Below are 26652 nucleotides of genomic sequence, written 5' to 3' on the forward strand. Positions count from 1 at the left end.
TCAGCGCATCGCTTCGCGCACGAGATTGCGCGCGATGACGATCTGCTGGATCTGGGTGGTGCCTTCGTACAGCCGGAACAGCCGCACGTCACGGTAGAACCGTTCGATGCCGTAGTCGGAGACGTAGCCGGCGCCGCCGAAAATCTGCACCGCGCGGTCCGCCACGCGGCCGCACATTTCGGAGGCAAACAGCTTGCAGCACGAAGCCTCGGTGGCCACGTTGCGGCCCTCGTCGCGCTGGCGCGCCGCGTCGATCACCATGCAGCGCGCGGCATAGATCTCGGCCTGGCTGTCGGCTAGCATCGCCTGCACCAGCTGGAATTCGGCAATCGGCTGGCCGAATTGCTTGCGCTCGATCGCATAGTGGAGCGCATCGCGCTGCATCCGCTCGGCCACGCCCACGCAGATGGCGGCGATGTGGATGCGGCCCTTCTCGAGCACCTTCATCGCGGTCTTGAAGCCCTGGCCCTCGCGCCCACCGATCAGCTGGCTCGCGGGCACCTTGCAGTTCTCGAAAATCACATCGGCGGTGTGGGCGCCGCGCTGGCCCATCTTGCGGTCCTTCTTGCCGATCGTGATGCCCGGCGTATCCGCTTCCACGATGAAGGCAGAGACGCCGCCCGCGCCCTTGTCCTCGGGGTTGGTGCGCGCCATCAGCGTGAAGATGCCCGCATGCGGCGCGTTGGTGATGAAGCGTTTGGTGCCGTTGACGATGTAGTGGTCGCCTTCGCGGATCGCGCTGGTGCGCAGCGACGCCGCGTCAGAGCCGGTGTCAGGCTCGGTTAGCGCGAACGATGCAATGAGCTCGCCGGTGGCAAGGCGCGGCAGGTACTTCTTCTTCTGCGCCTCTGTGCCGTCGAAGAGGATGCCCTGCGAGCCGATGCCCACGGTGGTGCCGAACAGCGAGCGAAAGCAGGGCGAGGTTTGGCCCATGGCCAGCATCACCATCACCTCTTCTTCCATCGTCACGCCCAGGCCGCCGTATTCTTCGGGCACGGTCAGGCCGAACAGGCCCAGCTCTTTCATCTCGCGCACGATGTCTTCAGGGATCTCGTCCGTCTCGGCCACGATGGCTTCGGCCGGCACCAGCCGCTCGCGCACGAAGCGGTTGACGGCGTCGAGCAGGGCTTCGAGGATTTGCGGGTCGCGGATCATTTGGGAGTCTCCTTGTCTTTCTCCCTCCCCTTTCGGGGGAGGGTTGGGGTGGGGGCAGTTCGAGCGCCGCGTGCCCCCACCCCTGCCCTCCCCCAGAGGGGGAGGGAGTAGATGCAATTCAAAGCGCCTCCTGGGTGCCGAGAATGGAAGTGGCCTGGCTGGACAACATGCCCCCGTTGCCATGTGCGACCGCCGTGCGCGCGTTCTTCACTTGGCGCTCGCCGCATTCGCCGCGCAGCTGCCGCACCGCCTCGATCAGCGCGAAGATGCCGTACATGCCGGGGTGCACGCACGAGAGCCCGCCGCCGTTGGTGTTGACCGCGAGCCGGCCGCCCGGCGCAATCGCACCGTCGGCCACGAAGCGGCCGCCTTCGCCCTTGGGACAGAAGCCCAGGTCTTCGAGGAACAGCAGCGTGTTGATGGTGAAGGCGTCGTACAGCTGCACCACGTCCATGTCCTTGGGCGCGAGCCCGGCCATTGCGAAGGCCTCGCGGCCCGACTGGCTGGCGGCCGTGGTGGTGAGGTCCGCCATCGACGAGATCTGACGGTTCCACACCGCCGTGGCGTTGCCCAGCACATAGACCGGCTTCTTCGGCAGGTCCCTGGCGCGCTCGGCGCTGACCAGCACGCAGGCGCCGGCACCGTCTGTCACCAGGCAGCAGTCGCGCACGCTCAGCGGGTCCGACACCATGCGCGCGCCCAGCACTTCTTCGCGCGTGAGAGGCTCGCGCATGAACGCTTCGGGGTTGAGCCCGGCCCAGGCACGTGCTGCCACCGCCACGTCGGCGAGCTGCTCGCGCGTGGTGCCGAACTCGTGCATGTGGCGCGATGCCGCAAGCGCGTAGGCCGACACCGGCAGCATCGGTTCGTAAGGATGCTCGTAGGGCTGCGGGTCGAGAAAGCGGCGCGCCGCCACGATCTCGCGCCGGCCGAAGGCGGCGCTGCGCTGTGCGCTGCCGTAGCAGATGAGCACCGCGCTGCACTGCCCCGATTGGATGGCCTGCATGGCAGGCAGCAGGTGGGCAATGAAGCTGCTGCCGCCCAGCATGGTGCCGTCGATGTAGCGCGGATTGAGGCCCAGGTATTCGACCACCGGCAAGGCCCACATTGCAGCTGAGGCGCTCGCGGTGCAGAGGCCGTCGATGTCGCGCATCTCGAGGCCCGCATCCGCCACGGCCGCGCGAGCGGCGCGAGCCAGCAGTTCCATGTCGGTGAAGCCCGGCGTCTCGCCGCAGCCGAAGGTGGCGGCGCCGGCGATCGCGGCGCTGCCGCGCAATGCCTTGAATCCGGTGGTCATTGGTGCACCCTTGGCGCTGTGCGCCTTCCCGCCAGGCGGGAGCGAGCTTGCTTGGGGCGGCCCGGCGCGGCGCTCATCGCGCGGCTCCTTCGACGGCGTCGAACAGCACCAGCCCGCGGCCGTCCTTCACCTGCACCCGCGCCTTGACGCGCTGGCCGATGCGCACCGAGGCGGGTGCGAGATTCTCGATGCGGCTCATGAGCCGAACGCCTTCGTCGAGCTCGACCAGGCTGACGTTGAGGTCGCCGCCGTCGGCGGGCTTGCGCCGCACGGTCGTCACTGCATGAACGATGCCGAGCCCGCCGGGCGTCTTCCATTCGAGTGCCGCGCCGCCGCAGTGCGGGCAGCTCTCGCGCGGGTAATAGACGTGGCGGCCGCAGTCGCCGCAGCGCTGGAGCAGGAAGCGTCCGGCGTCCAGTTCGCCTTGGTGGAAGGCCTGCACGCCGGTGGTGGTGTCGGTGTTCATTGAGATTGTTCCTTGTTCGCCGGCCACTGGAAGGCCAGCGGCTTCTTGTCCAGAAAACGGTTCACCGCGTCGCGGTGCTCGGCGCTGCCGAAGGCCAGCGCCTGCACATTCGCCTCGGTGTCGAGCATCGCGGCCAGGGCGCCTGCATCGCCGGTGGCGCGCTTCACCAGGCTCACCGCGAGCGGCGAGGCGCCAGCAAAGCTCTCGGCCAGCACCAATGCGCGCGGCAGCAGCTGTTCGGGCGCATGCAGTTCCATGGCGATGCCGAGTTCGCGCGCCTCGGCCGCGCCAACCTCGCGTGCCGACAGCATCAGCTCGCGTGCGCGCTGCGCACCCACCACGCGCGGCAGCGTGTAGAAGGCGCCGCAGTCCGGCACCAGGCCCAGTTTCAGGAAGGACATGCAGAAGCGCGCTCGCGGGCTCGCAAGCACGAAGTCGGCTGCGAGCGCGAGGCTGAAGCCTGCGCCATAGGCGGCGCCGTCGACGGCCGCGATCACGGGCTTGTCGAGCAGGACCAGTTCGCTGAACCAGCGCTGCGTGGCCTGCATGCGGCCGCGCCAGCCGGCGTTGTCGAGCTTGGCATCGGCGATTCCGCGCAGGTCGCCGCCCGAGCAGAATTGGCCGCCGGCGCCGGTGAGCACCAGGGCGCGCACTTCGGTGTCGGCGCGCACTTCTGCAATGGCCCGTGCGAGGTCGTCGCGCATGGCGGGGGTGAAGGCGTTGCGGTTGGCGGGCGTGTCGAGCGTCAGCAGCGCGGTGCTGCCGTGGCGCTCGTAGCGCAGTGCGGTGAAATCGTTCATCAAGTTGGCTCCTGGGGCGTAGCGGCGCGATGCGCTTCCTGCAGTTCGCGCCAAAGAATCTTTCCGGTGCCGGACTTCGGCAGGGCATCCACGAATTCCACGAGACGCGGTGCCTTGTAGACCGCCATGCGCTCGCGTGCCCAATCGACGATGTCTTGCGCCTGCACCTCGCCGCGGAAGGCGGGCTTGAGCGAGACGATCGCCTTCACCGCCTCGCCCTGCCTGGCGTCGGGCACGCCGATGATGCAGGCCTCGTGGATCGCAGGGTGCTCGTACAGCATGTTCTCCACCTCGGCCGGCCAGACCTTGTAGCCCGAGCTGTTGATCATCCGCTTGAGGCGGTCGCGCATGAAGAAGTAGCCCTCTTCGTCCACGTAGGCGAGGTCGCCGGTACGGAAGAAGCGCTTGCCTTCCAGCTCGAAGAAAGCATCGTGGTCGGCCTGCGGGTTGCGCCAGTAGCCGACGGTGTTCTGCGGCGCGTGGGTGACCAGCTCGCCCAGCTCGCCCTGCGGGAGTTCCTTCAGCGTCAGCGGGTCGACGATGCGGGTGTCCACGCCCTGCGCCGGAATGCCCAGGCACTGGCGCTTGCCGCGCGCGAGCGGGTTGGCCTGCAAGAAGGATGCGGTCTCCGTCAGGCCGTAGCCTTCGTTGTAGGTGATGCCGTAGCGCTGCTGCATCATGGTCGCCACCGCTTCCGGCATGGCCGCGGCGCCGCCGGAGAGCAGCGTCAGGCTGGAGATGTCGCGCTGCGCCACCTCGGGGTTCGCGAAGAAGTCCAGGATCATCGCCGGTGGGGCCGTCCACGCCGTGACGCGGTGGCGCTCGATCAGCCGGGCGGCCAGGGCCGGATTCCAGCGCGGGAGCATCACCGAGGTGCTGCCCAGGAAAATCGGCATGTTCATGCCGTTCTGCAGGCCGAGCATGTGGAACAGCGGCGCGACGGCCAGCACCACGGTTTCGCAATGCAGGCCCTTCCAGACGTGCGAGGCGGCCAGGGACGCGATCACCGTCTGGTGGGTGTGCATGCAGCCCTTGGGATGGCCGGTGGTGCCCGAGGTGTAGGGCAGGACGGCGAGGTCCGTGGGGCGCACGCCCGGGTCGGCACCATCGCCGGTGGCCGGCACGCTGGCCCACCCTGCGCAGTCGGGCCGCGAGATCGGACGCAGCGGCTCGCGCACCCAATCCGGCATCTCGTCGGAGGCATCGCCCACGGCCTCGCTGTACGCGTGCACGACGATGCGGTCGAACAGCCCCGGCTCGAAGTGCTCCAGCAGCTCCTGCGCCACGAACGCAATGCGCGCGCCACTGTCCTCGGCGTAGTACCGAACCTCCTGGGCCTTGCTCATGGGATTGACGGGCACCACGACGCCGCCCGCGCGCAGGATCGCGTAGCTGGCGACCACGAACTGCGGGCAGTTCTGGCTGGCCACCAGCACGCGGTCGCCGCGCTGCAGCTTGAGCGTGTCGCGCAGCCAGGCCGACATCGCAGCCACGCGCTGCTGGAGCTCGGCATAGCGGACGACGCTGCCGCAGTAGACGATCGCGGCCTTGTCCGGATAGCGCCGCGCCGCAACTTCGAGGTACTCCGGCAGAGTTGCCTGCGGCACGACCAACTCGCGCGCGACGCCCTTGGGCCAGAAGCGGAAGTGCGGAAGTTCGGGAACAGTGCCCCCCAGGGGGGGCTTCGCGCCTTCGGGCGGCCGTGCGGCGCTCACCATCATTGCTTCTCCATGGCCCGCGCGATGATTTCCTTCATCACCTCGTTGGCCCCGCCGTAGATGCGGCCGACGCGCACGTCGGCATAGAGCCGCGCGATCGGATATTCGTTCATGAAGCCGTAGCCGCCGTGCAGCTGCAGGCACTCGTCGACGATGCGGCAGCAGGCGTCGGTGGTCCACCACTTGGCCATGGCTGCCGTCGGCACGTCGAGCTCGCCGCGCATCAGGCGGGCGATGCAGTCGTCCACGAAGGCGCGCGCCACCTGGGCCTGCGTCTCGCACTCGGCCAGCTTGAAGCGGGTGTTCTGCATTTTCAGTAGTGGCTGCCCGAACACCTGGCGGTCGCGCACGTACTCCAGCGTGTCGGCGATGGCGCGCTGCATGGTCGCCACCGCGCCGACGGCGATCAGCATGCGCTCGCGCGGCAGTTGCGCCATGAGCTGCGCGAAGCCGGAGCCCTCCTGGCCGCCCAGCAGGTTGTCGGCCGGCACGCGCACGTCGTCGAAAAACAGCTCTGTGGTGTCCAGCGTCTTCTGGCCCATCTTGTCGAGCAGCGGCCCGCGGCGAAAGCCCGCCGTGCCTTCGGTCTCGACCATCAGCAGCGAGATGCCCTTGCCACCGGCCGCCGCATCGGTCTTGGCCGCGACGCAAACCAGGCCGGCATGCATGCCGTTGGTGATGAAGGTCTTGCTGCCGCTGATGCGCCAGTGGTCACCGTCGCGCCGTGCCTGCGTCTTGATGCGCTGCAGGTCGGTGCCGGCGCCGGGCTCGGTCATCGCGATGGCGGCCACCAGCTCGCCGCTGGCCATGCGCGGCAGCCAACGCAGTTTCTGCGCCTCGGTGCCGTAGGCCAGCAGGTAGTGCGCGACGATGCCGCTGTGCACGTTGTTGCTGAAGCTCTGCGCCATCGCGCGCATCTGTTCTTCGCAGATCACCGCCTCGTGCAGGAAGCTGCCGCCACCGCCGCCGTATTCCTCGGGGATGCTGGCGCACAGGAGGCCGGCCTGGCCGGCCTTGGTCCAGATCTCGCGGTCGGCGTGGTGCTGCGCGCGCCAGCGCGGTTCATGGGGCACGCACTCGCGCTCGAAGAAGCGGCGTGCGCTGTCACGCAGCATCTCGAGCTCTTCGTTCATCCACGGCCGCGTGGCAACGGCCCCGCCGGTCATGGCCGCCCGCCTCCGCAGACCAGCACCTGGCCGCTCACGTAGTTCGATTCCGGTATGCAGAACATGTAGACCGCGCCGGCCGCTTCCTGCGGCGTGCCGCCGCGGCCGAGCGGGATCATGGCTTCGGCGTTCTTGAGGATCTGCGGATTGACGCCGACCCTGATCTGACGGCCCTCGATGTCGATGCTCGCGCCCGCGCTGGCATCGGCGTCGGTCAGCCGGGTCTTGATGAGGCCGAAGGCCACGCTGTTGACCGTGACCTTGTAGCGGCCCCATTCCTTGGCCATGGCCTTGGTCAGGCCATTGATGCCCGCCTTGGCGGCCGCGTAGTTGGCTTGGCCCGCGTTGCCGTACACGCCGGAGGTGGACGAGATATTGACCACCTTGCGGAACACTTCCAGTCCTTCGTCGGCTTCGCGCTTGGCCGCATCGCGGATGAAGTTGGATGCGGCGCGCAGGATGCGAAAGGGCGCCGTGAGGTGCACGGCGAGCATGGCTTCCCACTGCTCGTCGCTCATTTTCTGCACCACGTTGTCCCAGGTGTAGCCGGCGTTGTTGACGATGATGTCCAGACCGCCGTAGCTGTCGACAGCGGTGCGCACGAAGCGGTCGGCAAAGCCGCTGTCCGTCACGCTTCCGGCGCAGGCAATGGCACTGCCGCCCGCGGCCACGATGTCGTTGACGGTCTGTGCGGCCGGTTCGGCGTCGAGGTCGTTGATGACGACGCGCGCGCCATCGCTCGCCAGCTTGAGCGCGATCTCGCGCCCGATGCCGCGGCCGGAGCCGGAGACGATGGCGACTTTGCCTTCGAGTTTTCTGTTGTTGCTGCTGCTGTTCATGGGTTGTCTCCTCGGGGGATGTGTCAGAGCCAGGCGACGAGTGCCTCGCCGCTCAGTTTGATAACGCCGTTCGCGTTGGCGCTTGCGACCTTGAGCAGCACGCTGCGCCGGCCTTCGCGTTCGAACTTCTCGGCGACCGTGCCGGTGCAGCTGATGCGCTCGCCCACATGGGTGAGGGCGGCAAAGCGAACGTCGAGCGAACGGATCGCAGGCTGAGGCACCCAATTGGTCAACAATCGCGCGAGCCAGGCCGCCGACAGCATGCCGTGTGCGAATACGTCGGGCATGCCCGCGGACTTGGCAAAGTCGATGTCGACGTGGATCGGGTTGTGGTCGCCGGAGGCGCCGCAGTACAGCGCCAGGTCGAGCCGGCTGATCGGCGGCAGTTCCAGCGGGGGCAGGGCGTCGCCGGGCTGCAGCGCGTTCCAGTCGAGAAGGGTGACGTGGGTCATCGCAGGGCTTTCGGTCATGGGTTGCGCACCACGGTCACGCAGCGCAGCTCGGCCACCAGTTCACCCTGCTGGTTGCTGACGCGGGTCTTGCGCACGACGAACTCGAGCGCGCCGTTCTTCTTGTCGTAGATGTCCTCGATGCGCTGGCGGAAGGTCAGCGTGTCGCCGGCGTAGGCCATGATGTAGTAGCTGAAGCCCTGCTCGCCGTGCAGCAGGCTGCGGTAGTCCATGCCCAGCAACTCGCGAATGGCGGCCGGATTCGGCGCCTCCATCTCCATGCAGAAGAAGAAGGTGGGTGGCACCGGCAGGCCCGGATGCCCCGCCTCGCGCGCGGCGGCCTCGTCGATGTAGACCGGATCGGTCTGGCCCGTGGCCTTTGCGAAGAAGCGCAGGCGGCCTTTTTCCACTTCCACCTGGAAGGGCGGGAGCGTGTGGCCGATGCGGCGGCGGTCGATCATGTCAAACGGCTTGGTAGAGGGTGACCACGCAAGCGCCGCCCAGGCCGAGGTTGTGCTGCAGCGCGAGGCGTGCGCCTTCGACCTGGCGCTGCTCCGCGCGGCCGCGCAGCTGCCACACCAGCTCCGCGCATTGCGCGAGGCCCGTGGCGCCGAGTGGATGGCCCTTGGACAACAGGCCGCCCGAAGGGTTGGTCACCAAGCGCCCGCCGTAGGTGTTGTCGCCCTCCACGATGAAGCGTTCTGCCGTGCCTTCGGGCGTGAGGCCCAGCGCCTCGTAGGTGATGAGCTCGTTGGCGGTGAAGCAGTCGTGCAGCTCGACCACGTCGAGCTCCTCGGGGCCGATGCCGGCGTCCTCGTACACCTGCCGGGCTGCGGCGGCCGTCATGTCGTAGCCCACCAGCTTGCGCATGTCCTTGCTCTCGAAGGTGGAGGGCGTGTCGGTGGTCATGGCTTGCGCGGCGATCACCACGCGTTTGTCGAGGCCGTGCTTCTCGGCGAACTCGGCCGAGCAGACGATGGCCGCGGCGGCGCCGCAGGTGGGCGGGCAGCACTGGAAGCGCGTGAGCGGATCGAACACCAGCGGCGAGGCCATCACCTCGTCGAGCGTCAACGTCTGGCGGAACACCGCGAGCGGGTTGCGCGCGGCGTGCTGGCGCGCCTTCACCGAAATGCGGCCGAAGGTGTCGCGGCGGATGCCGTGCTGCGCGATGTAGTCGCGGCCGGCGCCGCCGAAGAACTGCGCGGCGCGCGGCGCTTCGGGAATGTAGCCCTGCTTCTCCGCCATCACGTCGGCAAAGCGCGCCATGGGCGAGGGCCGGTCGTCGTAGGCACCCTTGAGAGCGCCGGGCTGCATCTGCTCGAAGCCGAGCGCAATCGCGCATTCGACCATACCGCTTTCGACCGCCTGGCGCGCGAGGAACAGCGCGCTGGATCCGGTGGAGCAGTTGTTGTTGAGGTTGAAGACCGGAATGCCGCTGAGGCCGACGCCGTAGATGGCGGCCTGCCCGGCGGTCGAGTCGCCGTAGACATAGCCGACGTAGGCCTGCTGCACCAGCGAATAGTCGACGCCGGCGTCGTCGAGCGCGAGCTTGGCGGCGCGCGCACCCATTACGGTGTATGGGTCGCTGGCGCCGGGCTTGGTGAAGGGAATCATACCCACGCCGACCACATGGACGGGGCGTTGCATACGTGTCATTGAAACTCCTGATGGGACGCGGTGACGATGGAATGAAGTCTCGGCCGATGCGCCGGATTCAACAATCGCGGATCGGTCCAAAACGATTGGCCGAAACGCTCACTGGTGCACCCTTGGCGCTGCGCTCACGCCGGGTCGCGGTAGCGGAAGGTGCCCATGGCGCGCGCCGCCACTTCGCCGCTGGCGTCGGTGACGGTGGCCTCGCAAAAGCACACCGAGCGGCCGCCGCCGGTGGCGCGTCCCTCGGCCTGCAGCACGCCGCTCGAGGGCCGCATGAAGGCGATGTGCATGTCGACGGTGACGACCTCGCGCGCATAGCCGACGCGCGAGAGCGCCGCATGCGCCATGGCGCTGTCGAGCAGTGTCATCAGCACGCCGCCGTGGCCGGCGGCATGGTTGTTCAGCAGCTCGGGGCGCAGCGCCACCGACACCAGCGATTCGCCGCCTTCGGCCCGCTCGACCTTGAGGCCGAGGTGCTCCGAGAACGGCACATAGCGCTGCGGTCCGCTGCGCGGCCGGTCGTCGCTTTCCGGCGACGCGCTCGCAAGGTGCAGGCTCATGTCGCGGCTCCCCGCTTCGACGCGGCGGCCGCCGCGGTGAAGTCGCGCGGCCCGGTCAGCGCGAGGCCGCCGTCCACGGGAATGATGGCGCCCGTGATGTACGAGCCCCAGTCGCTCGCGAGCATCATCGCCATGCGGCTGATGTCCTCGATGCGGCCCAGGCGCTTGAGCGGCACGCGCTGCGCCATCGCGGCCATGGTGTCGTCGGTCGGTGCGAGGCGCTTCAGGCCCTCGGTGTCGGCGATGGGGCCCGGCACGATGGAGTTGATGCGGATGCCCTGCGGACCCCACTCCAGCGCCAGCACCTGCGTCAGCATGTCGACACCGGCCTTGGCCGCGCACACGTGGGCCTGGAACGGTGTGGGCGTGAAGGCTTGTCCGGCGGAGATCTGGATCACGCAGGCACCGGGCTTGCGCAGGTGCGCATGCGCGAGCCGCGCGACGTTGAAGCTGCCCAGCAGGTCGATGTCGACCACGGTCTTGAAGGCGTTGGGTGACATGTCGAGTGCGCTCGCGAGAAAGTTGCCCGCGGCGCCGGAGACCAGCACGTCGATCGGTCCGAAGCGCTCGGCGCCTTCCGCGAAGGCGCGCTCCAGCGCCTCGGGCTGGCGCACGTCGGCCGGAATGCCGAGTGCCTCCGTGCCGAGGGCCTCGAGCTGCAGCGCAGCCCTGGCTACTTTGTCGGCCGAACGGCTGAGCACCGTGAGCCGCGCACCGGCGCGCGCAAAGGCCTGCGCGATGCCGAAGTTGATGCCGCTGGAACCACCGGCCACGGCCACGTGGCGGCCCTTGAAATCGAAAGCGGAAAAGTCCATGGAATTCATTGCTCCTGTCATTCGGGTTTGAAGCCGATCTCGGCCAGCATCTTTCGCTCGCGCTCGAACTGGGCACGGGCGTAGTCGGCGTAGCTCTCGCCGGTCATCAGCTTGGGCTGCATGTCGAACAGCTCCAGCTGCTGGAGGTAGGCGGGGTCCGTCGCAGCCTTGCTGAAGGCCGTGTGCAGCCTGGCGGCAATCTTCGGATCGAGGTTCTTGGGCGCCACCAGGCCCACCGGCGACTCGATCACCATGTCATGGCCCAGCTCCTTCACTGTCGGCGCGTCGTAGCGCTTCAGCCGCTCCGCGGTGAAGGTGGCGAGCAGGCGCACCTTGCCGCCCTGCACCTGCGGCCCGAAGCCGGGATCGCCGTAAACGTCGAGATGGCGCCCGATCACCGCCTGGAAAGCCTCGCTGCCGCCCTTGTAGGGCACCAGGTTGAAAGAGGTGCCCGCCTGCTTGGCGAGCCGCTCGGCGTAGATGCGGTTGATGCTGATCGCACCGACGTTGCCCCAGCTCACGACGCCGGGGCGCTTCTTGGCATCGGCCAGGAGCTCGGGCAGCGACTTCCAGGGCGCGTCGGCGGCCACCACGATGCCGGTGGTAAGGCCGGCCAGCCCGATCAGGTAGGTGAAGTCCTTGAGAGGGTCCCAGGTCACCTTCTGCACCAGCGGCGCACGGATCACCGAGTTGTGCATGACCGCGATCGTGTAGCCGTCGGCGTCGTTCATGGTCGCCAGCGATGCGGTGCCGGTGACGCCGCCCGCGCCCGGCCGGTGCATCAGCACGATGGGCTGTCCCAGGTCCCGGGAGGCGGCCTCGGCCAGCGTGCGGAAGATCGGGTCGAAGGAACCGCCCGGCGGGAAGGGCAGCACGAGCTGGATCGGCTTGTGCGGGTAGGGGTCGGCCGCCTGCGCCAGCGGCGCGGCCAGCGCGCAGGCGGCCACCAGGGCCAGGGCCGCGCGGCGATGCATCTTCGTCATGGTGTTGTCTCCTATCGTTTGAAATTGGCGGCTCAGGCGGCCTGCGGCAGCGGCAGGTAGCGGAACGAGCCCTGCGCACGCGCGATCACGCGGCCCGCGTCGTCGCTGACCGAGGCGCGGCACCACGCCACGCTGGCGTCGTGCTGCACCACTTCGCCGTCGGCTGTGAGGCGGCCGCGGCCCGGCTCGTGAAAGCTGGTGTTGAGGTTGAGCGTGACGGCGGTGCGTTCGAAGTCGAACAGCGACACGGCCGCGCTGGCCATGACCACGTCGAGCAGCGTGACCAGCACGCCGCCATGCACGGCGCCGATGACGTTGCCGAGCTCGGCCCGCTCGTCGAGAACGAGGCGCGCGCGGCCGCCTTCGGAGAACTCGCGGCGCGCGTCCAGAAGCCGCATGAACGGCACCTGGCCGAACAGGTGGCGGCGGTCCGCGCCCGTGACGGGTTTCATCATGCCTGCACCCGCTCGCGCAGCACGTTCTTCAGCACCTTGCCCGCGGCCGACAGCGGCAGCTCGCGCATGAAGCTGATGTTGCGCGGGCACTTGTAGCCGGCCAGGCGCTCGCGGCACCAGGCACGCAGCGCGTCGGCCGTGGCGACTGTGCCGTCTGTGCTTTCGTCCAGCACCACCGCCGCGTGCACCGACTCGCCCCAGCGCGCATCGGGCACGCCGATGACCGCCGCCTGCCGCACTTGCGGATGGCTGCGCAGCGCGGCCTCCACCTCGGCGCAGTAGACGTTCTCGCCGCCGCTGATGATCATGTCCTTCAGCCGGTCGACGATGAACAGGTACCCATCGTCCAGCATGCGGCCGGCATCGCCCGTGCGAAGCCAGCCATCACGCAGCGCGGCGGCAGTGGCCTCGGGGTTGCGCCAATAGCCCTGCATCACCATCGGGCCGCGCGCGAGGATCTCGCCCACTTCGCCGCGCGGCAGCTCGCGGCCGCTCTCGTCCGCGACGATGATCTCGGCGCCAAGCCCGGCGCGGCCGACGGAATTGAGCCGCCCGAGCGCGCGCGCTTCGGGTCGGTGGTTGGCCGGCAGGTTGATGCACACCGCGCCCGCGGTTTCGGTGAGGCCGTAGGCCTGGAAGAACTCGGCATGCGGCCAGGCGGCCAGCGCGCGGTCGAGCAGGTCGGGCGGCATCGGCGCGGCGCCGAAGGCAATGCGCGTGAGGCTGCGCACGCGCTCGGGCGTGAACGAGGGATCGTCCAGCAGCGACTGCAGCATGCTCGGCACGACGATGATGTCGCCGATGCGGTACTCGGCAATGGCCTCGATCACCGCCGCAGGCCTGAACTGCGCCATGGTCACGCAGCCGCCGCCGACGATCAGCTGGCCCACCAGCCGGCCGAGGCCCGCAACGTGGAACAGCGGCGCCACCAGCAGCGACACCGAGTCGGGCGCGTTGTTGAGCTCGGCGCCGCGCGTCATCGACGCGGTCCAGAAGTTCGCGTGGCTCAGCATCACGCCCTTGGAGCGGCCGGTGGTACCGCCGGTGTAGAGGATGGCCGCGAGCGCGTCGCCGCCGGTGCGCGTGTCGGCCAGCGGCTCGAGCCCGGCGGCTTCTTCTTCAAGCGCGCCCAGGCGCAGCAGCGGGGTCTCGCCGGCCGGTGCGAGCGCCAGCAGCGAATCGTCCACGAGCAGCAGCGACGCTTCGCTGTCTTGCAGCGCATGTGCGAGCTCGGGCGTGCTCCAGCGGATGTTCAAGGGGCAGGCGACGGCACCGAGCCACCAGCATGCGAGGATGGCGCGCACCAGCTGGTCGCTGTTGGGTGCGAGCAGCGCCACGCGGTCGCCGCGTGCAATGCCGCGCTGTGCCAGGGCGGCCGCCTGCCGTGCGACGCTGCCCGCCAGCTGCACGTGCGTCTGGCGGCGCACGCCGCTGTCGCTCACATGGGTGAGCGCCGTCATGCCGGAGTTGCGCTGGAGCGCGCGATGCAGGCCTTGGGTCAGGTACACGATGGAAGCCGCCGAGGGATAACGAAGATGCGGCACAGCTTATGGCGCACCGCGCGCCGCACCCATGGCGGGAAGCGCCAAAGGGCTTGGCGAAACCGCTCAGCGTTCGGGGCCGTGCGTCGCCCGGTACTCGCCGGGCGCCACACCGGTCCACTGCTTGAAGGCGCGGTGAAAGGTGCTGGCTTCGGAAAAGCCCACGCGGTTGGCGATGTCGAGCAGCGGCAGCGGCGTGTGCAGCAGGTATTCGATGGCGGCATCGCGCCGCAGCTCGTCCTTGATCTGCTGGAAGCCTCGGCCTTCGTCGCGCAGCCGCCGGCGCAGCGTCTGCGGCGTGACGGCGAGCGCATCGCCCACTTCCTCCAGCGACGGCAGCTCGCTGCCCAGGCCCTTGCGCAGCAGCCGGCGGATGCGCTCGGTGAGGCTGCTGGTGTCGCGGTACTTCACGATCAGGTTGGCCGGCGATCCGGCGAGGAATTCGCGCAGGCTTTGCGGCGACTGCACCACCGGAAGATCGAGCCAGCGCGCCTCGAACGACATGCCGACATGCGCCTGGCCGTAGCGGATCGGCACTTGGTAGACGCGCGAGGTTTCGGTGTTCGTCTGCTCCGCCGTGTAGTCGACTTCGAGCAGCGGAATGCGCCGAGCCACCAGCCAAGAGGAGGCGTTGAAGGCGAACAGCATGAAGGCCTTCACCGCGTAGTCCATGCGCGCATCGGCGTCGCGGCGCAGCACGAACTGCACGCGCGCGCTGCCGCCCTGCACCGTGAGGCGCGGCACGAAGTCGTGCAGCAGCAGGTGGTAGGCGGCAAAGCCGTCACGCAGGGCCTCGCCAAGGGTGGCGCAGCGCACCAGCTGGCGCATGCACTGGCCGAAGCTGCCGGGCGGCAGCGGCTCGCTCAAGAGGCCCCAGATTTCGTCGCGCAGTTCGCGCCGCAGCGCGCGGATCAGCAGCGCGTACTGGCGCTGCGAGATGCGCGCGAGCGGCGACTCCAGCAGCGAGGCCGCGATGCCCGCGCGTGCCAGCACGCGCGTCGCGTCAATGCCGCGGTGGCGCGCCCCCATCAGGATGCTGTGCACCTGCTGGATGGCAACGGTGTGGTGGGTGAGCGTCATCGTTCGCGGCCGCTGCAATGCGGCCGTTGGGATTGTAGGCAGCGCCCCCGCGGGGGGAACCGGCTCAATCGATGGCGCCGGCCGCGCGCAGTTCGGCCACGGCCGATGCGTCGAGCCCGGCCTGGCGCAGGATTTCGTCGGTGTGCTCGCCGGCGCGCGGAGCCGGGCGTGGCATGGCGGGCTCGAAGCCGGTCATCTTGATGGGACAGCCGAGTTGCGGCAGCGCCGCATCGTCGGCCGCAACACGCATGCCGCGCGCGCGGAAATGCGGATGTTCCAGTGTCTCGTCGATGCGCAGCACGGGCGTCACGCAGCCCACGCCGTCGTGGAACAGGCCGCGCCAGTGCGCAAGCGGCCGTGCGCCGAAGATGGCCGCCAGTTCGGCGCGCAGGCGCTCTTCCGTGGCGGCATCGCCGCTGCGATGCAGCGGTGCGAGATCGGGGCGCTCGAGCAGGCGGCACAGGTCGTGCCAGAACTTGGGTTCCAGCGCGCCGACCGCCACCTGCCGGTCGTCGGCCGTGCGGTAGTAGCCGTAGCATGCGAGGGCGCCCGTCAGCGCGCTCTGGCCGATGCGCGCCACGTGGCCGTGCTGGTGCAGGCCGGCCAGCGGCAGCACCGCATGCGCCAGCACGCCGTCGGCCATGGCGATGTCGACATGCCTTCCGCGTCCGCTGCGCGCGGCATCGAACAGCGCGGCCAGGATGCCCGCCACCGCGGTCATGGTGCCGCCCAGCAGATCGGCCACGGGCAGGTTTGAAAGGGCCGAACCCGCTGCATTGCCGATCTGGTCGGCCACGCCCGCGAGCGACGCGTAGTTCAGGTCGTGCCCCGGCGTGTCGCTGAGCGGGCCGGTCTGGCCGAAGCCGCTGATGCTGCAGTAAACGATGCGCGGGTTCACCGCCGCCACCGCTTCGTAGCCCACGCCCAGCCGCTGCATCACGCCGGGCCGGAAGCCTTCGACCAGCACGTCGGCATCGCGGCACAGGCGAAGCAGCGTGGCCACGCCTTGCGCGTGCTTCAGGTCGATGCGGATCGCGCGCTTGTTGCGGTTGACGAGCGCGCGCACCGAGGGGCTCGCGTAGTCGCCGGCGCCGGTGTCTTCGATCTTGACGACGTCGGCGCCGAGGTCGGCCAGGTGCATGGTGCCGAGCGGCCCCGGCAGCAAGCGGGTCAGGTCGAGCACGCGCACGCCTGCGAGCGGGGCACCCTTGGGGGCGTTCGCCGTGGATTCAGGGAAAGAGGTCATGTTCCCTGCAATCTAGGGGGTGCAAGGCAACGCGGCAATGGCAGCACCGCTCCGGGCGATTGGCGAAAAGCGTCAAGAGGCCGCATGCATGCGGCCAACTTCAACCGGCAGCCTTGCGGCCCTTGGCTTCCGCAGCATGAAGTTCCTTGGCCGTCAGGACCCACTCGGAATTTCCCGCGAGTCGCTTCACGGCAAGGTCGATGAACGCTCGCGCGCGAGCCGGCTGGGCGGACCGGCTGCCGTAGTAGATGAAAGTGCCCACCTGCTCATCGACATGCTGGGTGAGCAATGGCACCAGGCGTCCGGTGCGGATGTGCGAAGCCGCGGCCACGGCCGTGAGCTGTCCCATCACATGCCCCGCGAGCACGGCTTGCGTTTCGAGCTCTTCGTCGTTCACGCACAGGGAGCGCTCGATCTGGTGCTCTTCGAAGCCCTTTTCGGTCTTGATCCGCCAGGGGATCACGCGTCCGGTGGCGGGACTGCGAAATGCGCTGCACGGGTGTGCGGCAAGCGCGTCGGCGTCATGTTCTGCGCCTCCGCGGCCTTGCGCAAGCTGCCCAGCTCCGCGATCTTCGCGAAGATGGTGATGGACCGAAGCTCGTTGATGGGCATGGCAAGGATTATCAAGCCGCGGCTTTCGAATTCTTCAAGGTCTTCCAGCACCGGGCCGACTTCACTCCGCCTGGATCCCCGCCTCCTTGACCACCTTGCCCCACTTGGCGAGGTCGGACTTGATCACCGCGGCGTACTCCTGCGGCGTTCCGCCCTGTATCTCGATGCCGGCCGCTTCCAGCTTGGTCCGCACATCGGGAAGCTTCAGCGCCGCGTTGATCTCGGCGTTCAGCTTGGCGATGATCGCCTTGGGCGTGCCGGCCGGCGCCAGGAACCCGCCGTTCGTATTGGCGTCGTAGCCCTTGAGTCCCTGTTCGTCCGCGGTCGGCACGTCCGGCAGGGACTTCGTCCGCTTGCGCGTCGACACCGCCACGGCCCGCGCATTGCCGGCCTTCACCTGCGGCAGGATGGCGCTGATGGTGTCGATGAAGAGCGCGGTGCGTCCGGCCAGCAGATCGGGGTGCGCGGCGGATGAGCCCTTGTAGGGGACCAGCAGCATCTGCGCGCCGCTTGCCATGCGGAACATCTCGGCCGCCATTTCCTGCGCGCTGCCGCGGCCGGAGGTGGCAACCTTGGCCTCCTCCGGATGGGCCTTCATCCAGGCCACGAACTCGGGCAGCGTCTTGGCGGGAAGCTGCGGATAGATGGCGAACACCAGCGGAACCTCGTGGGTGTAGACGATGGGCTCGAAGCTTTTTTCCGGATCCCAGCCGAGGTTCTTGAACAGGAACTTGTTGGTGTTGTGGCTGCCGCCCACGATGCCGATCGTGTACCCGTCAGGCACCGACTTGGCGAGCACGTCCGTGCCGAGGTTGTTGGATGCGCCGGGCCGGTTGTCGACGATCACCGGTTGGCCCATCGACATGGCGAGCTTGTCGCCGACGACGCGGGCAATGGTGTCGATCGCACCGCCCGGCGGGGCGGGCACGATGATCTTGATGGCTCGGCTCGGGTAAGCCGCCTGGGCCGACGCCGCGGTCGGCACCGCCGCCAGCGACGCCGAGATTGCAAGAGCCTTGATCAGGGATGTGAGCTGCATGGATGTCTCCTCTTCGGGTGGATCTGTCGTTTGAAAGGCCGGCTTGTCGCGGCGGCCGGTGTCCGTCTCGCAGCGCGGCCAGCGCCGGGAAAGCAGGGGCTCAAGTGGTCAGGCTCATGGCGGGACGCTCGCCCGCCAGGGCCTGGGCAATGCTTGCGAGCACCATCTCGCCCATGGCGGTGCGGGTCTCCCAGGTGGCGCTGGCGCGGTGGGCCTGCAGGGTCACGCTGTCGGATTGGCGCAGCGCCATCGGCACGCGCGGTTCGTCGACGAACACGTCCAGGCCCGCACCCGCAATGCGGCCGGCGGCCAGTGCTTCTGTCAGGTCGGCTTCGTTGACGAGCCGGCCGCGGGCGACGTTGACCAGGAAGCCGCGCGGCCCCAGCGCGTCGAGCACGGCCGCGTCGATGATTCCTTCGGCCTGGTCCGCGGCTGCGCACAGCACCAATGCGTCCGACTCGCGGGCCAGGGCCAACAGGCTCGGTATGAAGCGGTGTGCGACGTCGTCCATGGCGCGCAGGTCGGTGTAGCGGACGAGGCAACCGAAGGCGGCCGCTCGCACTGCGACGGCGCGGCCCACGCGGCCCATGCCGACGATGCCGATGCGCATGCCGCTGAACCGCCGGGCGAGCGGAAGGGCGCTGGGCTGGGGATGGAGTTCCCACTGGCCGTCTCGCACAAAGCGGTCGCCGGCACACAGGTTTCGGCAAGCCGCGATCAGCAAGCCGATGGCCAGGTCGGCCACGTCTTCCGTCAGCGCACCCAGCGTTGCGGTAACGGGCAGGCCGCGCTCCCGGCAGTACGCCAGATCCACGGCATCGGTGCCGACGCCATTGACGGCCACCACTTTCAGGCTGGGCAATTGCTCCAGCATCGCCCGCGAAATGCCGGTGTGCCCGCCGGTGATCACGGCATCGATCGACGCGCCGTGTTCACGCAGCCAGGCCGCCGGATCGGGCAGCTCGAAGTGCTTGTGCACGACGTAGAGCGAAGCGAGCTTCTCGTTGATCGCAGGGATCAGGATCGGATTGAGTTGAAGGACTTGGGGTTTCATATTCACTGTTCGTTCACGGTAGCCGGGCGGCCCAGCTTTGCGAGAGGGGCTCTCCACGACCTCGGACGCATGCTAGTAATGGATTGACATAGCGGTCAATATTGATCTATATAATCAATGTAAATTGACTCTTCTATCGGCGCGGCCATGGCTTCCTGGATTTCAATGAGCGAGGCGTGCAAGCTTCTGGGTGTGCAGCCTCAAACGCTCTATGCGTATGTGAGCCGCGGCAAGCTGGAAGTCGCGCCGGATCCGGCCGATACGCGACGCAGGCTGTACCGCGCCGAGGACGTGGCCGTGTTGGCCAAGCGCAAACAGGCCGGCCGCAAGCACGAGACGCTGGCCGCGAACACGCTGTTCGGGTCGGAGCCCAGTATTCCGACGGCGCTTTGTGCGTTCTCTCGCGGGCGGCCGTACTACAAGGGGCGGGACGCCGTGAGCATGGCCCGCACGGCCACGCTGGAAGACGCGGCTCAACTGTTGTGGGGCGCAGAGCGTGCCGTCGATTTTTCGTCCTTGAAGTCAACGCGCTCCGGAAAGCCTGGGCGAGACGCGGCTTTCGCCGCGTTGGCCAGTCTGGCGGCCGCGGGGCATTCCACCGGAGGACGCCTGACCCGCGTGCTGCATGCCGAGGGGCAGAATCTGGTGGGCCAGTTGGCCAACGCGTTCGGCGCCTGGCCGGGCGCCGAACCGCTGCATCTGCGCCTCGCGAAAGGGTGGAAGCAACCTGCCAAGGTGGCCGAGTTGCTGCGAACGGCCTTGGTGCTGCTGGCCGATCACGAGCTGACCAGTTCAGCCTTTGTCGCGCGCATTGCCGCTTCGACCGGTGCTTCCTTGCCGGCATGCCTGCTGGCCGGATTGACCACTCTTTCCGGCCCCTTGCATGGCGATGCCTCAGGCCGCGTCCGGGCGCTGTTCAGCGAGGTGGAACGACTGGGTGAGGACCAGGTGCTGGCCCACTACCTGTCGAACGGCTTGTCGCCGGCCGGATTCGGCCATCACCTCTACCCCGACGGCGATCCGCGTGCGGCCGCATTGCTGGCCTTGTTCGAGCCGCCCAAGGTAATTTCGCGCTTCATCGGCAAGGTGACGAAGCTGACCGGTTTGCAGCCGAACATCGACGTCGCCCTGGCCGCCCTGGTCGCTCACCACCGGCTTCCTGCCGACGCGGCCTTTGGCCTGTTCGCAACCGCGCGCAGCGTCGGGCTGTTGGCGCACAGCCTGGAGCAACTGGGCGTGGCGCAAGTCATCCGCCCGCGCGGGCGCTATGTGGGGCCGATGCCAGAATCGCATGACCAAAACGCCTACGGCGAAACAAGAAAGGCATAGATGACCCGCATCATTCCAGCGCTCGTTCTGGGGATGGTCGAAGAGGCCTCCAGTTCAGCTCACTCAGAAGTTTCTCCCTTCTGGCAGTCGGACAGCGAGGGAATCCCGGAGGAAGGGATGTATCAGTTGGCGACGGAACTGGACGTTCGCGACCCCGACCATCTGCTCGATCAACTCCCACCTGGCTACAGGATCGTGTACTCGATTTTCATGTGGGAGCAGAGCCGGGCGGGCGAAGGATTCACGACGGGTGTGCACAACTCGGGCCAGGCGCTGGTCCACGTCGCGGCCGCGAGCTATGCCGAAGTCGGCATGTCAGAAGAAGCCGTAGCGCTTCGTCGCATGCTCGAGCAGTACGCCAAGACGCCGCTCGACCACGATCGAATCGAGGCGGAGTACAACGCGGTGGACAATCCCTACAAGGACGACTGGGAGCGCATTCCCCATTTGGTCAGGCATCTTTGTGAGAACGCAGACCGCTACTTCTATGTCGAGGGCTAGAGCCCTCTTCGCCGCTTGATTGAAAGAGTTCTTGCGAGTCGCATCTCTTGTCGGCGCTCTCTGGCGTTGCCCCTCGGAATCCGTATCCCATAGCTGAGCTCATGAATTGGCTTGCCTCGGCTGATTCTTTAGCGACTGTGCGATAAAATCGGGTCGCCGCGCAACTGGCGAAAAGATGGAGCACCATCGGGGAGCGCGGACATTGTCACGCCGATCGCCTGGGCATATCTATCGTCTTCCTGGGAGTTCCGACGATGAGTGTCCGCAAGCCTCTACTGCGCCAGCGCAAGTATCTCAATCCACCGCATTCACGTCAGTTCTCGCCGATTGATATCGGAGGTGCGCGATGACCGTGCAAAGAGAATGTACGCTCCTTGACGGGAAGTCTGTCGCCGCCGCGAACGTAGACGAGCTGCAACTTCGAGTATCGGCATTGAAGGCCAGAAACGGCTCTCGCACACCGATTCTCGCAACGATCCTGGTTGGCGAAGACCCCTCATCTGCAACCTACGTGAAGATGAAGGGAAACGCGTGCCGGCGTATCGGAATGGATTCACGCGTCGTGAAGCTTGGCGCGAGTGCAACAACGTCTGAGGTGCTTCATGAGATCGACGTGTTGAACGCGGATGAACTCGTGCATGGCATCTTGCTTCAACATCCAGTCCCTGCGCAGGTGGATGAGCGGCAGTGCTTTGATCGCATCTCGCTTCACAAGGACGTGGATGGTGTAACCAGTCACGGCTTCGGCTTGATGGCACTGGGTAGACCTGCATTCGGCTCGGCGACTCCAGCAGGCATCATGCGATTGCTTGCGCACTACGGCATCAGCGTCGCCGGGAGACATGCAGTGGTCGTTGGTCGCAGCCCGATACTCGGCATGCCGCTGGCCATGATGATGTTGAACGCCAACGCGACTGTGACCATCTGCCACTCGAAGACCTCAAATCTTGCGGATGAGATCCGGCGTGCGGAGGTGATCGTTGGAGCAGTGGGCAGACCCCACTTTATCCGGAGCGACTGGATCCAGGACGGAGCCATCGTCATTGACGCCGGGTATCACGATGGTGGCGTTGGCGACATACAGACTGATGGCCTTGCCGCGCGATGTACGGCGCTCACTCCGGTGCCAGGCGGCGTCGGGCCGATGACAATCTCGACCCTTATCTCGCAGACGCTCGAAGCAGCAGAGCGCACAACCTTGTAGCGACAACTGGAGGTGTGACTGGTCTGTGTCAGTAGCGCGGAACAATGCGGTCACGATCCTCGGCGCGGCGGCATTCAATGCTCCAAAATTGAAACAGCCAGCGCGCCATGCATTTGCTCCATCGGTAGGCATACGCAGCGTGGCGCGAGGCTGCGAAGCGTTCGGTTTCTTCCGTACCGAGTTGCTGTGTGGCCAACTATCCGCCGCCGTTCGCAGCAGCCGCGGATTTTCGGTCCGCCGTGTCTCGAAGCACATCGCAGACCTGCACGCGGTACTCCGAAAAGAAGCGATTGCGGCCCTGACGTTTCGCCTCGGCGTGCTCGGGATGTATCTCTCGCGCTGCCGCGCTTCGGGAAGGAAATGGGCTCGAAGCACAGCCTGAACAGCGACGAAGAAAAAGCCGTGTCAGGCTATGACGGTCCCTTGGTGGAATACGATCGTCCAGCCCGCGCTCGTTTTGCGCCAAAGGGTCGTTCGGCGCGTCAAGCGCTCGGGCTGCTGCAAGACGTAATTGAGTTGATAGAGATCCTCGGCAATTTGACGGATCGAGAAATCCCTGCACGTTAAGTCGCCGTGCTCTGGCGACTTGTAGCGCTCCAGAAGTTCGGAGATAACGAACTCACGCTCGTATATCTTGCCACTCGCGCCAATCTCCCAAAAATCGTCAGCCGTCATTCGAAGAAGATCTTCACGAACGGTCCCGAATTCCCGGCGATGAAAGATGGGCTCCCGTGCGCGGAGTTCATTCAAGATTTCTTCGAGATTCGAGCTGGGCATCAGCGTTCCTTCAAGCGCCGCCTGATGTTCCGTGCGGCCGACTCGTTCTAATAATGGGTTGACCGCGGACCATACCGCAAGCGAGCGAGAATCACGTGCACCCTTCATCTGCAGTCGAATGCGCCAAGCATCATCTCGACCCGCTCTACGGCCAGCTCGGAAACATGCATCACAGTCAATTTGACCGCAGTTCAACTGTGCCTACGCGCTCCACCCCTGTGTGAGGAAATCCCCCGTGCTCACTCAGGCGATTTCGCCTCGATTGGCGATCAAGATTCTCTTCATGCTCTGGCGCCTGTTTCGGTGGTTCGAAACGGTGCTCGGCTCACATGTGACTTGCAATTCCATGTTGCGCCGCCCCGATGCACATCAAGAAGATCGAAGGAAACTCGCGCTCGCATGCCTTCGTGGTGTTCTCGGCCTCTTCCTTGCCGATACCGCGAAGTTTATGAATGCTGAATGTCAAAGAAAAGCAATATAAATACGTACTCAACATCAATAAATTCGATGAATGAAAAGCTCTGAAATCATTGATTGCCGTAGCGCCAAAAACACTGGAACGACCTTTGGTTTTGAACGACATGCTCGATGTGTGATTGACCCGGCCATCGATATTTGAGATGCTCAGCCGGTGATCAGTGAACTCAAGACCTTCATCGCGGTGTGCAAGCACGGCACCTTTGCCGCTGCTGGAGACCGCATTGGTCTCACCCAGTCCGCCGTGAGCAGCCAGATCAAGCGGCTCGAAGAGGCCCTGGGATTCGAACTGTTCGATCGAACGGGGCGCTCTGCCACCTTGAACGTCGCGGGTCAGACGACCCTGCCGCGCGTAGAAGAGATCTGTGCGCTGTTCGCGAAGCTCGGAGAGCTACCCGAGGACGATGCCACCAGAGGATTGCTGCGGATAGGTTCGATTGCCTCGGCGCAGCCGACGTTGCTGGCACGTGCGCTCGAGAAGCTTCGCAAAGCCTTTCCCTTGGTACGCGTCCATGTGTCGCCAGGCGTGTCGATGCGCCTGATGGATGAGCTAGACGCCGGCAAGATCGATGCGGCGGTGATCATCCGCCCCCCGTTTGGCATGCCTCCCGATCTGACCTGGCAAGCGCTGATACACGAGCCTTATGTGCTTGTCGTACCCAAGGCTGCACCCCAGACGAGAGACTGGCGCACACTGATCCAGGAGCAGCCGTTCCTTCGTTATGACAGAGCCTCGTTCGGCGGGCGGATGGTCGAGGGATTTCTTCGCCGCGAAGGCATCTCGGTCAATGATGCGATCGAGATCGATGAGATCCCGGGATTGATCCACCTTGCTTCCAAGGGGCTGGGGGTTGCGCTTGTTCCGCTGGTTGAGGCGCACCTTCCCCTGCCTTCGGGAGTGCGTGTCGTTTCCCTCGGGGAGTTCACGTTCTACCGGGAGATTGGCCTGCTTCAACGCAAGCCACGGGCCAGTCCACCGATCGTGGCGCATTTTGCCCAGCATCTGCGTGAAGCAGCCGATGAGCAGCCGAGCAATTTGCTCGTGCCGAAGCGTCACCGCGCGGGCAAGTTGGGCCGGCCGCGCACGTCGTAGCGAGGACTCTGAAGCGCGTTACCCGGCCAAGCTCGCACCGGATCGTTCATCGCAGAAGGCTGCGGGGTGGATACGCGCTCTGCGCAAAGACATGGAGCAAGCTGCACTTCTTTTCGATGCAATCAAGCGCATCAGCGCGCCTCGTAAGCCTCCAGCGGCTTGTCCGATGGAGCGGCCCAAGCGGCCTTGGTCATCGCGTTGGCCGGCAGCCCCACCTTCGAGCCACTTGGAGGGATTGGCTGCATGAACCACTTGTCGTAGATGCGAGAGACTTCGCCGCTCTTGGCGAGCGCCAGAATGCTGTCGTCGACGACCTTCTTGAATGCCGGATCACTCTTGCGGAACATGATGGCAATGGGTTCAACACTGAGGACTTGATCCAGGAGTTTGTACTTCTCGGGCTCCTTGCTCTTGGAGATCAGCGTTGCCAGTATCTGGCCGTCGGCGACAAATCCCTCAGCGCGGCCGCCCTCAAGAAGCAGGAAGCCTTCGCTGTTGTCCTTGGACAGCACCTCGGAGACGCCAGTCACGCCGTCGCGTCCGAGCTTTCGCAGCGCTTGCACGGACGTACTGCCGGTGGTGGCCGCGACCGTCTTGCCAGCCAACTGTGCGGAGGAGGCGATGCCCGAGCTGGCCTTGACAGCGATCCGGATGCCCTCGACATACAACGTGGGCGCGAATGCGACATCCTTCTGCCGCGCGGCGTTGTTGGTCGTCGTTCCACACTCGATGTCCACCGTGCCGTTCTGGACGAGGGGGATTCGATTTTGCGGCGTCACGAGTTGGTATTTCACCTCGATCTTGTCGAGCTGCGCCGCCTTCTTGATGTCGGCGATGACTCGCTCGCAGATCTCCACATGAAAGCCTGTGTATTTTCCGGGCCCCAGCGTGAATGACATGGCGCCCGAGGCATCGCGCACGCCCATCGTGATGGCGCCCGACTCCTTGATCTTGCCCAATGTTTCGGCCTGGGCCGAGGCGGACACACAGACAACGGCCAGCATGGCAGCAAGTGCCACGGACCTTGCATTGCTCTTGATCATGGCGGTCTTTCAGCGTGCGAACAGCGAACTCAGGTCGGCGAAGGACTTCATCTCGATGGCATTGCCGGAGGGGTCAAGGAAGAACATCGTTGCCTGCTCGCCGGGCTCTCCCTTGAAGCGGATGTACGGTTCGATAACGAACTTGGTCCCGCGCGCCACCAGCTTGTCGGCCATGAGCTGCCACTGGTCCATTGGAACGATCGCGCCGAAATGACGCACCGGCACGTCGTGGCCGTCGACGGCGCTGCTCTGGCGATGACCGCATTCATCCGGTGCCAGGTGCGCCACGATTTGATGACCGTAGAAATCGAAGTCGACCCATTCCGGCGCGCTGCGACCTTCCGGGCACCCGAGCAGTTCGCCGTAGAACGCACGAGCTTCAGCAATATCTCGGACGGGAAACGCTAGATGAAAAGGGATGCGAGTAGTTGCGGTGGACATGAAAGTTTCCCATCGGGAGAGTTGCAGTAGGCGCAACTTTAGGTTCGGCTTTCAATGATTGAAAGTGATTTATTTCATTGCTGAGCAACATAAAAATCGATCGATAAGGATTTGAAAAGTACAACGAGGCGGCTCACAGATTTCTTCGATTGCAGCCGGAATTCGAGTCATGCGGGGGAGCGAGCAAGATTTTTACCGGTGCTGACCGCGACTAAATATCGAGCAAGCAGTGGAGCTTCTGCTCTAGATTCGAACGTGTCCCAAACACCCCCGGGCTTCAGTCGAAGAGCGCGCTACAGAAATGACCTGCGCCCGAGCCGGTTGCGGCAGTGCTTGCGATCCTTGAATTCCCCAACCTCAATCGGAAGTGAAACCATGAACAAACCTACCTACGTCCTGGAGTACAAGGCCATCGTCGAAGTGCTGAACAAGTACAACGATGGCTGCAAGCAGGCCAAGAGCAGCATCATGAAGCCCGCCTTCAGCGATCAGGCGACCATCTTTGGCGTCGACGCGGACGGCAAGCTGACAGGTGGCGCGATCCAGAATCTGTTCGACGGCATCGACAGCGCCTTTCGCCCGTCGCCCGAAGCTCAAGGGGCGATCGTCAGGATCGACATCGTCGGCACCGCCGCCAGCGCTCGCATCGACACCAACGACGTCTCCGGTTTCTGCTTCACCGACTTCTTCAATCTGTTGAAGGTCGATGGCAAGTGGATTGTGGTTAGCAAGATCTATCACACGCACGTCGCTCCCTGAGCTTCACGGGCGATCGCGGCGGGGACGACGACCCGGTGCGACGCAATACGCGCGTATAAAGGGCTCGTCCCAATCAACGATTCTTTGGCGAGTTCGT

Annotated in this window: 29 protein-coding genes and 1 riboswitch; of the genes, 5 read left to right on the forward strand and 24 right to left on the reverse strand. The window is 66.1% G+C overall.

Translation table 11 applies throughout. The features are described 5' to 3' along the window. From BLR24_RS05560 to BLR24_RS05655, 20 genes are all read right to left on the reverse strand, one after another. Positions 1-1155 carry an acyl-CoA dehydrogenase family protein gene (locus BLR24_RS05560; RefSeq protein ID WP_093013864.1) on the reverse strand — a complete coding sequence of 385 codons (1155 nt, stop codon included), beginning with the start codon at positions 1153-1155 and terminating at the stop codon, positions 1-3. Positions 1156-1273: 118 nt separating this feature from the next. Further along, positions 1274-2452 carry a thiolase gene (locus tag BLR24_RS05565; protein ID WP_093013867.1) on the reverse strand — a complete coding sequence of 393 codons (1179 nt, stop codon included), beginning with the start codon at positions 2450-2452 and terminating at the stop codon, positions 1274-1276. A gap of 73 nt (positions 2453-2525) precedes the next feature. Beyond that, positions 2526-2918, reverse strand: a complete 393-nt coding sequence (locus tag BLR24_RS05570) for a Zn-ribbon domain-containing OB-fold protein (RefSeq protein ID WP_093013870.1) — start codon at positions 2916-2918, stop codon at positions 2526-2528. Further along, a complete protein-coding gene (locus BLR24_RS05575) occupies positions 2915-3718 on the reverse strand; it encodes an enoyl-CoA hydratase/isomerase family protein (protein WP_093013873.1) in 804 nt (267 codons plus the stop codon). The genes BLR24_RS05570 and BLR24_RS05575 overlap by 4 nt, the downstream gene beginning before the upstream one ends. Continuing rightward, positions 3718-5439, reverse strand: a complete 1722-nt coding sequence (locus BLR24_RS05580) for a long-chain-fatty-acid--CoA ligase (protein ID WP_254787179.1) — start codon at positions 5437-5439, stop codon at positions 3718-3720. The genes BLR24_RS05575 and BLR24_RS05580 overlap by 1 nt, the downstream gene beginning before the upstream one ends. Further along, positions 5436-6602 carry an acyl-CoA dehydrogenase family protein gene (locus tag BLR24_RS05585; RefSeq protein ID WP_093013876.1) on the reverse strand — a complete coding sequence of 389 codons (1167 nt, stop codon included), beginning with the start codon at positions 6600-6602 and terminating at the stop codon, positions 5436-5438. The genes BLR24_RS05580 and BLR24_RS05585 overlap by 4 nt, the downstream gene beginning before the upstream one ends. Beyond that, positions 6599-7441, reverse strand: coding sequence for an SDR family NAD(P)-dependent oxidoreductase (locus tag BLR24_RS05590; RefSeq protein ID WP_093013878.1), 843 nt, complete (start codon positions 7439-7441; stop codon positions 6599-6601). The genes BLR24_RS05585 and BLR24_RS05590 overlap by 4 nt, the downstream gene beginning before the upstream one ends. A 23-nt stretch (positions 7442-7464) precedes the next feature. Beyond that, positions 7465-7911, reverse strand: coding sequence for a MaoC family dehydratase (locus tag BLR24_RS05595; protein ID WP_093013881.1), 447 nt, complete (start codon positions 7909-7911; stop codon positions 7465-7467). Continuing rightward, positions 7908-8351: a MaoC family dehydratase N-terminal domain-containing protein gene (locus BLR24_RS05600; RefSeq protein ID WP_093013884.1), complete on the reverse strand. Its 444-nt coding sequence runs from the start codon at positions 8349-8351 to the stop codon at positions 7908-7910. The genes BLR24_RS05595 and BLR24_RS05600 overlap by 4 nt, the downstream gene beginning before the upstream one ends. Position 8352: 1 nt before the next feature. Beyond that, complete coding sequence (locus BLR24_RS05605; RefSeq protein WP_175543216.1) at positions 8353-9537, reverse strand: lipid-transfer protein; 1185 nt, start codon at positions 9535-9537, stop codon at positions 8353-8355. A gap of 134 nt (positions 9538-9671) precedes the next feature. Further along, positions 9672-10106 (reverse strand): PaaI family thioesterase, encoded by a 435-nt coding sequence (locus BLR24_RS05610; RefSeq protein WP_093013890.1) that lies wholly within the window; start codon positions 10104-10106, stop codon positions 9672-9674. Then, a complete protein-coding gene (locus tag BLR24_RS05615) occupies positions 10103-10921 on the reverse strand; it encodes an SDR family oxidoreductase (protein WP_093014749.1) in 819 nt (272 codons plus the stop codon). Before BLR24_RS05615 ends, BLR24_RS05610 begins: the two co-directional genes overlap by 4 nt. 17 nt (positions 10922-10938) lie before the next feature. Next, entirely contained in the window at positions 10939-11904 is a 966-nt protein-coding gene (locus tag BLR24_RS05620; protein ID WP_093013893.1) for a tripartite tricarboxylate transporter substrate binding protein, read from the reverse strand. A gap of 32 nt (positions 11905-11936) precedes the next feature. After that, positions 11937-12359: a PaaI family thioesterase gene (locus tag BLR24_RS05625; protein WP_254787180.1), complete on the reverse strand. Its 423-nt coding sequence runs from the start codon at positions 12357-12359 to the stop codon at positions 11937-11939. Continuing rightward, positions 12356-13867 (reverse strand): class I adenylate-forming enzyme family protein, encoded by a 1512-nt coding sequence (locus BLR24_RS05630; RefSeq protein WP_093013899.1) that lies wholly within the window; start codon positions 13865-13867, stop codon positions 12356-12358. The genes BLR24_RS05625 and BLR24_RS05630 overlap by 4 nt, the downstream gene beginning before the upstream one ends. Positions 13868-13966: 99 nt before the next feature. Continuing rightward, complete coding sequence (locus tag BLR24_RS05635; RefSeq protein ID WP_093013902.1) at positions 13967-14980, reverse strand: AraC family transcriptional regulator; 1014 nt, start codon at positions 14978-14980, stop codon at positions 13967-13969. A 64-nt stretch (positions 14981-15044) separates the two neighbouring features. Continuing rightward, positions 15045-16226, reverse strand: coding sequence for a CaiB/BaiF CoA transferase family protein (locus BLR24_RS05640; protein ID WP_093013905.1), 1182 nt, complete (start codon positions 16224-16226; stop codon positions 15045-15047). A 100-nt stretch (positions 16227-16326) separates the two neighbouring features. After that, complete coding sequence (locus BLR24_RS05645) at positions 16327-16869, reverse strand: LysR substrate-binding domain-containing protein (RefSeq protein ID WP_093013908.1); 543 nt, start codon at positions 16867-16869, stop codon at positions 16327-16329. Between the two features lie 30 nt (positions 16870-16899). Then, positions 16900-17877: a Bug family tripartite tricarboxylate transporter substrate binding protein gene (locus BLR24_RS05650; protein WP_093013911.1), complete on the reverse strand. Its 978-nt coding sequence runs from the start codon at positions 17875-17877 to the stop codon at positions 16900-16902. Between the two features lie 100 nt (positions 17878-17977). Continuing rightward, a complete protein-coding gene (locus BLR24_RS05655) occupies positions 17978-18931 on the reverse strand; it encodes a 2-hydroxyacid dehydrogenase (RefSeq protein WP_093013914.1) in 954 nt (317 codons plus the stop codon). A 147-nt stretch (positions 18932-19078) separates the two neighbouring features. Here BLR24_RS05655 and BLR24_RS05660 point away from each other — a divergent pair, with 147 nt between their 5' ends. From BLR24_RS05660 to BLR24_RS05670, 3 genes are all read left to right on the forward strand, one after another. Further along, on the forward strand, positions 19079-20260 hold the full coding sequence (locus tag BLR24_RS05660; RefSeq protein ID WP_093013917.1) for a citrate/2-methylcitrate synthase: 1182 nt from the start codon (positions 19079-19081) through the stop codon (positions 20258-20260). Continuing rightward, positions 20261-20761 (forward strand): DMP19 family protein, encoded by a 501-nt coding sequence (locus BLR24_RS05665; protein ID WP_139188722.1) that lies wholly within the window; start codon positions 20261-20263, stop codon positions 20759-20761. It abuts the gene before it with no gap. 150 nt (positions 20762-20911) lie between these two features. After that, positions 20912-20992, forward strand: a riboswitch (ZMP/ZTP riboswitch). A 115-nt stretch (positions 20993-21107) separates the two neighbouring features. Continuing rightward, positions 21108-21965, forward strand: coding sequence for a tetrahydrofolate dehydrogenase/cyclohydrolase catalytic domain-containing protein (locus BLR24_RS05670; RefSeq protein ID WP_093013923.1), 858 nt, complete (start codon positions 21108-21110; stop codon positions 21963-21965). A 405-nt stretch (positions 21966-22370) separates the two neighbouring features. On the opposite strand, the gene BLR24_RS05675 is transcribed toward BLR24_RS05670, so the two are convergent. Both BLR24_RS05675 and BLR24_RS30300 read right to left on the reverse strand, forming a co-directional pair. Continuing rightward, positions 22371-22742: a nuclear transport factor 2 family protein gene (locus BLR24_RS05675; RefSeq protein WP_093013926.1), complete on the reverse strand. Its 372-nt coding sequence runs from the start codon at positions 22740-22742 to the stop codon at positions 22371-22373. Positions 22743-23067: 325 nt separating this feature from the next. Continuing rightward, positions 23068-23325 (reverse strand): hypothetical protein, encoded by a 258-nt coding sequence (locus tag BLR24_RS30300; RefSeq protein ID WP_139188723.1) that lies wholly within the window; start codon positions 23323-23325, stop codon positions 23068-23070. A gap of 48 nt (positions 23326-23373) precedes the next feature. On the opposite strand from BLR24_RS30300, the gene BLR24_RS05680 reads away from it, so the two are divergent. Next, positions 23374-24312, forward strand: coding sequence for a LysR family transcriptional regulator (locus BLR24_RS05680; protein ID WP_093013929.1), 939 nt, complete (start codon positions 23374-23376; stop codon positions 24310-24312). Positions 24313-24443: 131 nt separating this feature from the next. Here BLR24_RS05680 and BLR24_RS05685 read toward each other — a convergent pair whose 3' ends face one another. Further along, the gene (locus BLR24_RS05685; RefSeq protein WP_093013932.1) at positions 24444-25355 is read right to left on the reverse strand and encodes an amino acid ABC transporter substrate-binding protein; all 912 of its coding nucleotides are present in this window, start codon (positions 25353-25355) and stop codon (positions 24444-24446) included. A 9-nt stretch (positions 25356-25364) separates the two neighbouring features. Next, positions 25365-25796, reverse strand: a complete 432-nt coding sequence (locus BLR24_RS05690; protein WP_093013935.1) for a VOC family protein — start codon at positions 25794-25796, stop codon at positions 25365-25367. A gap of 375 nt (positions 25797-26171) precedes the next feature. Here BLR24_RS05690 and BLR24_RS05695 point away from each other — a divergent pair, with 375 nt between their 5' ends. Continuing rightward, entirely contained in the window at positions 26172-26555 is a 384-nt protein-coding gene (locus BLR24_RS05695; protein WP_093013938.1) for a nuclear transport factor 2 family protein, read from the forward strand. The last annotated feature ends 97 nt before the right edge of the window (positions 26556-26652 follow it).

The organism is Variovorax sp. OV700 (assembly GCF_900099805.1).
In the GTDB taxonomy this organism is placed as follows: domain Bacteria; phylum Pseudomonadota; class Gammaproteobacteria; order Burkholderiales; family Burkholderiaceae_C; genus Variovorax.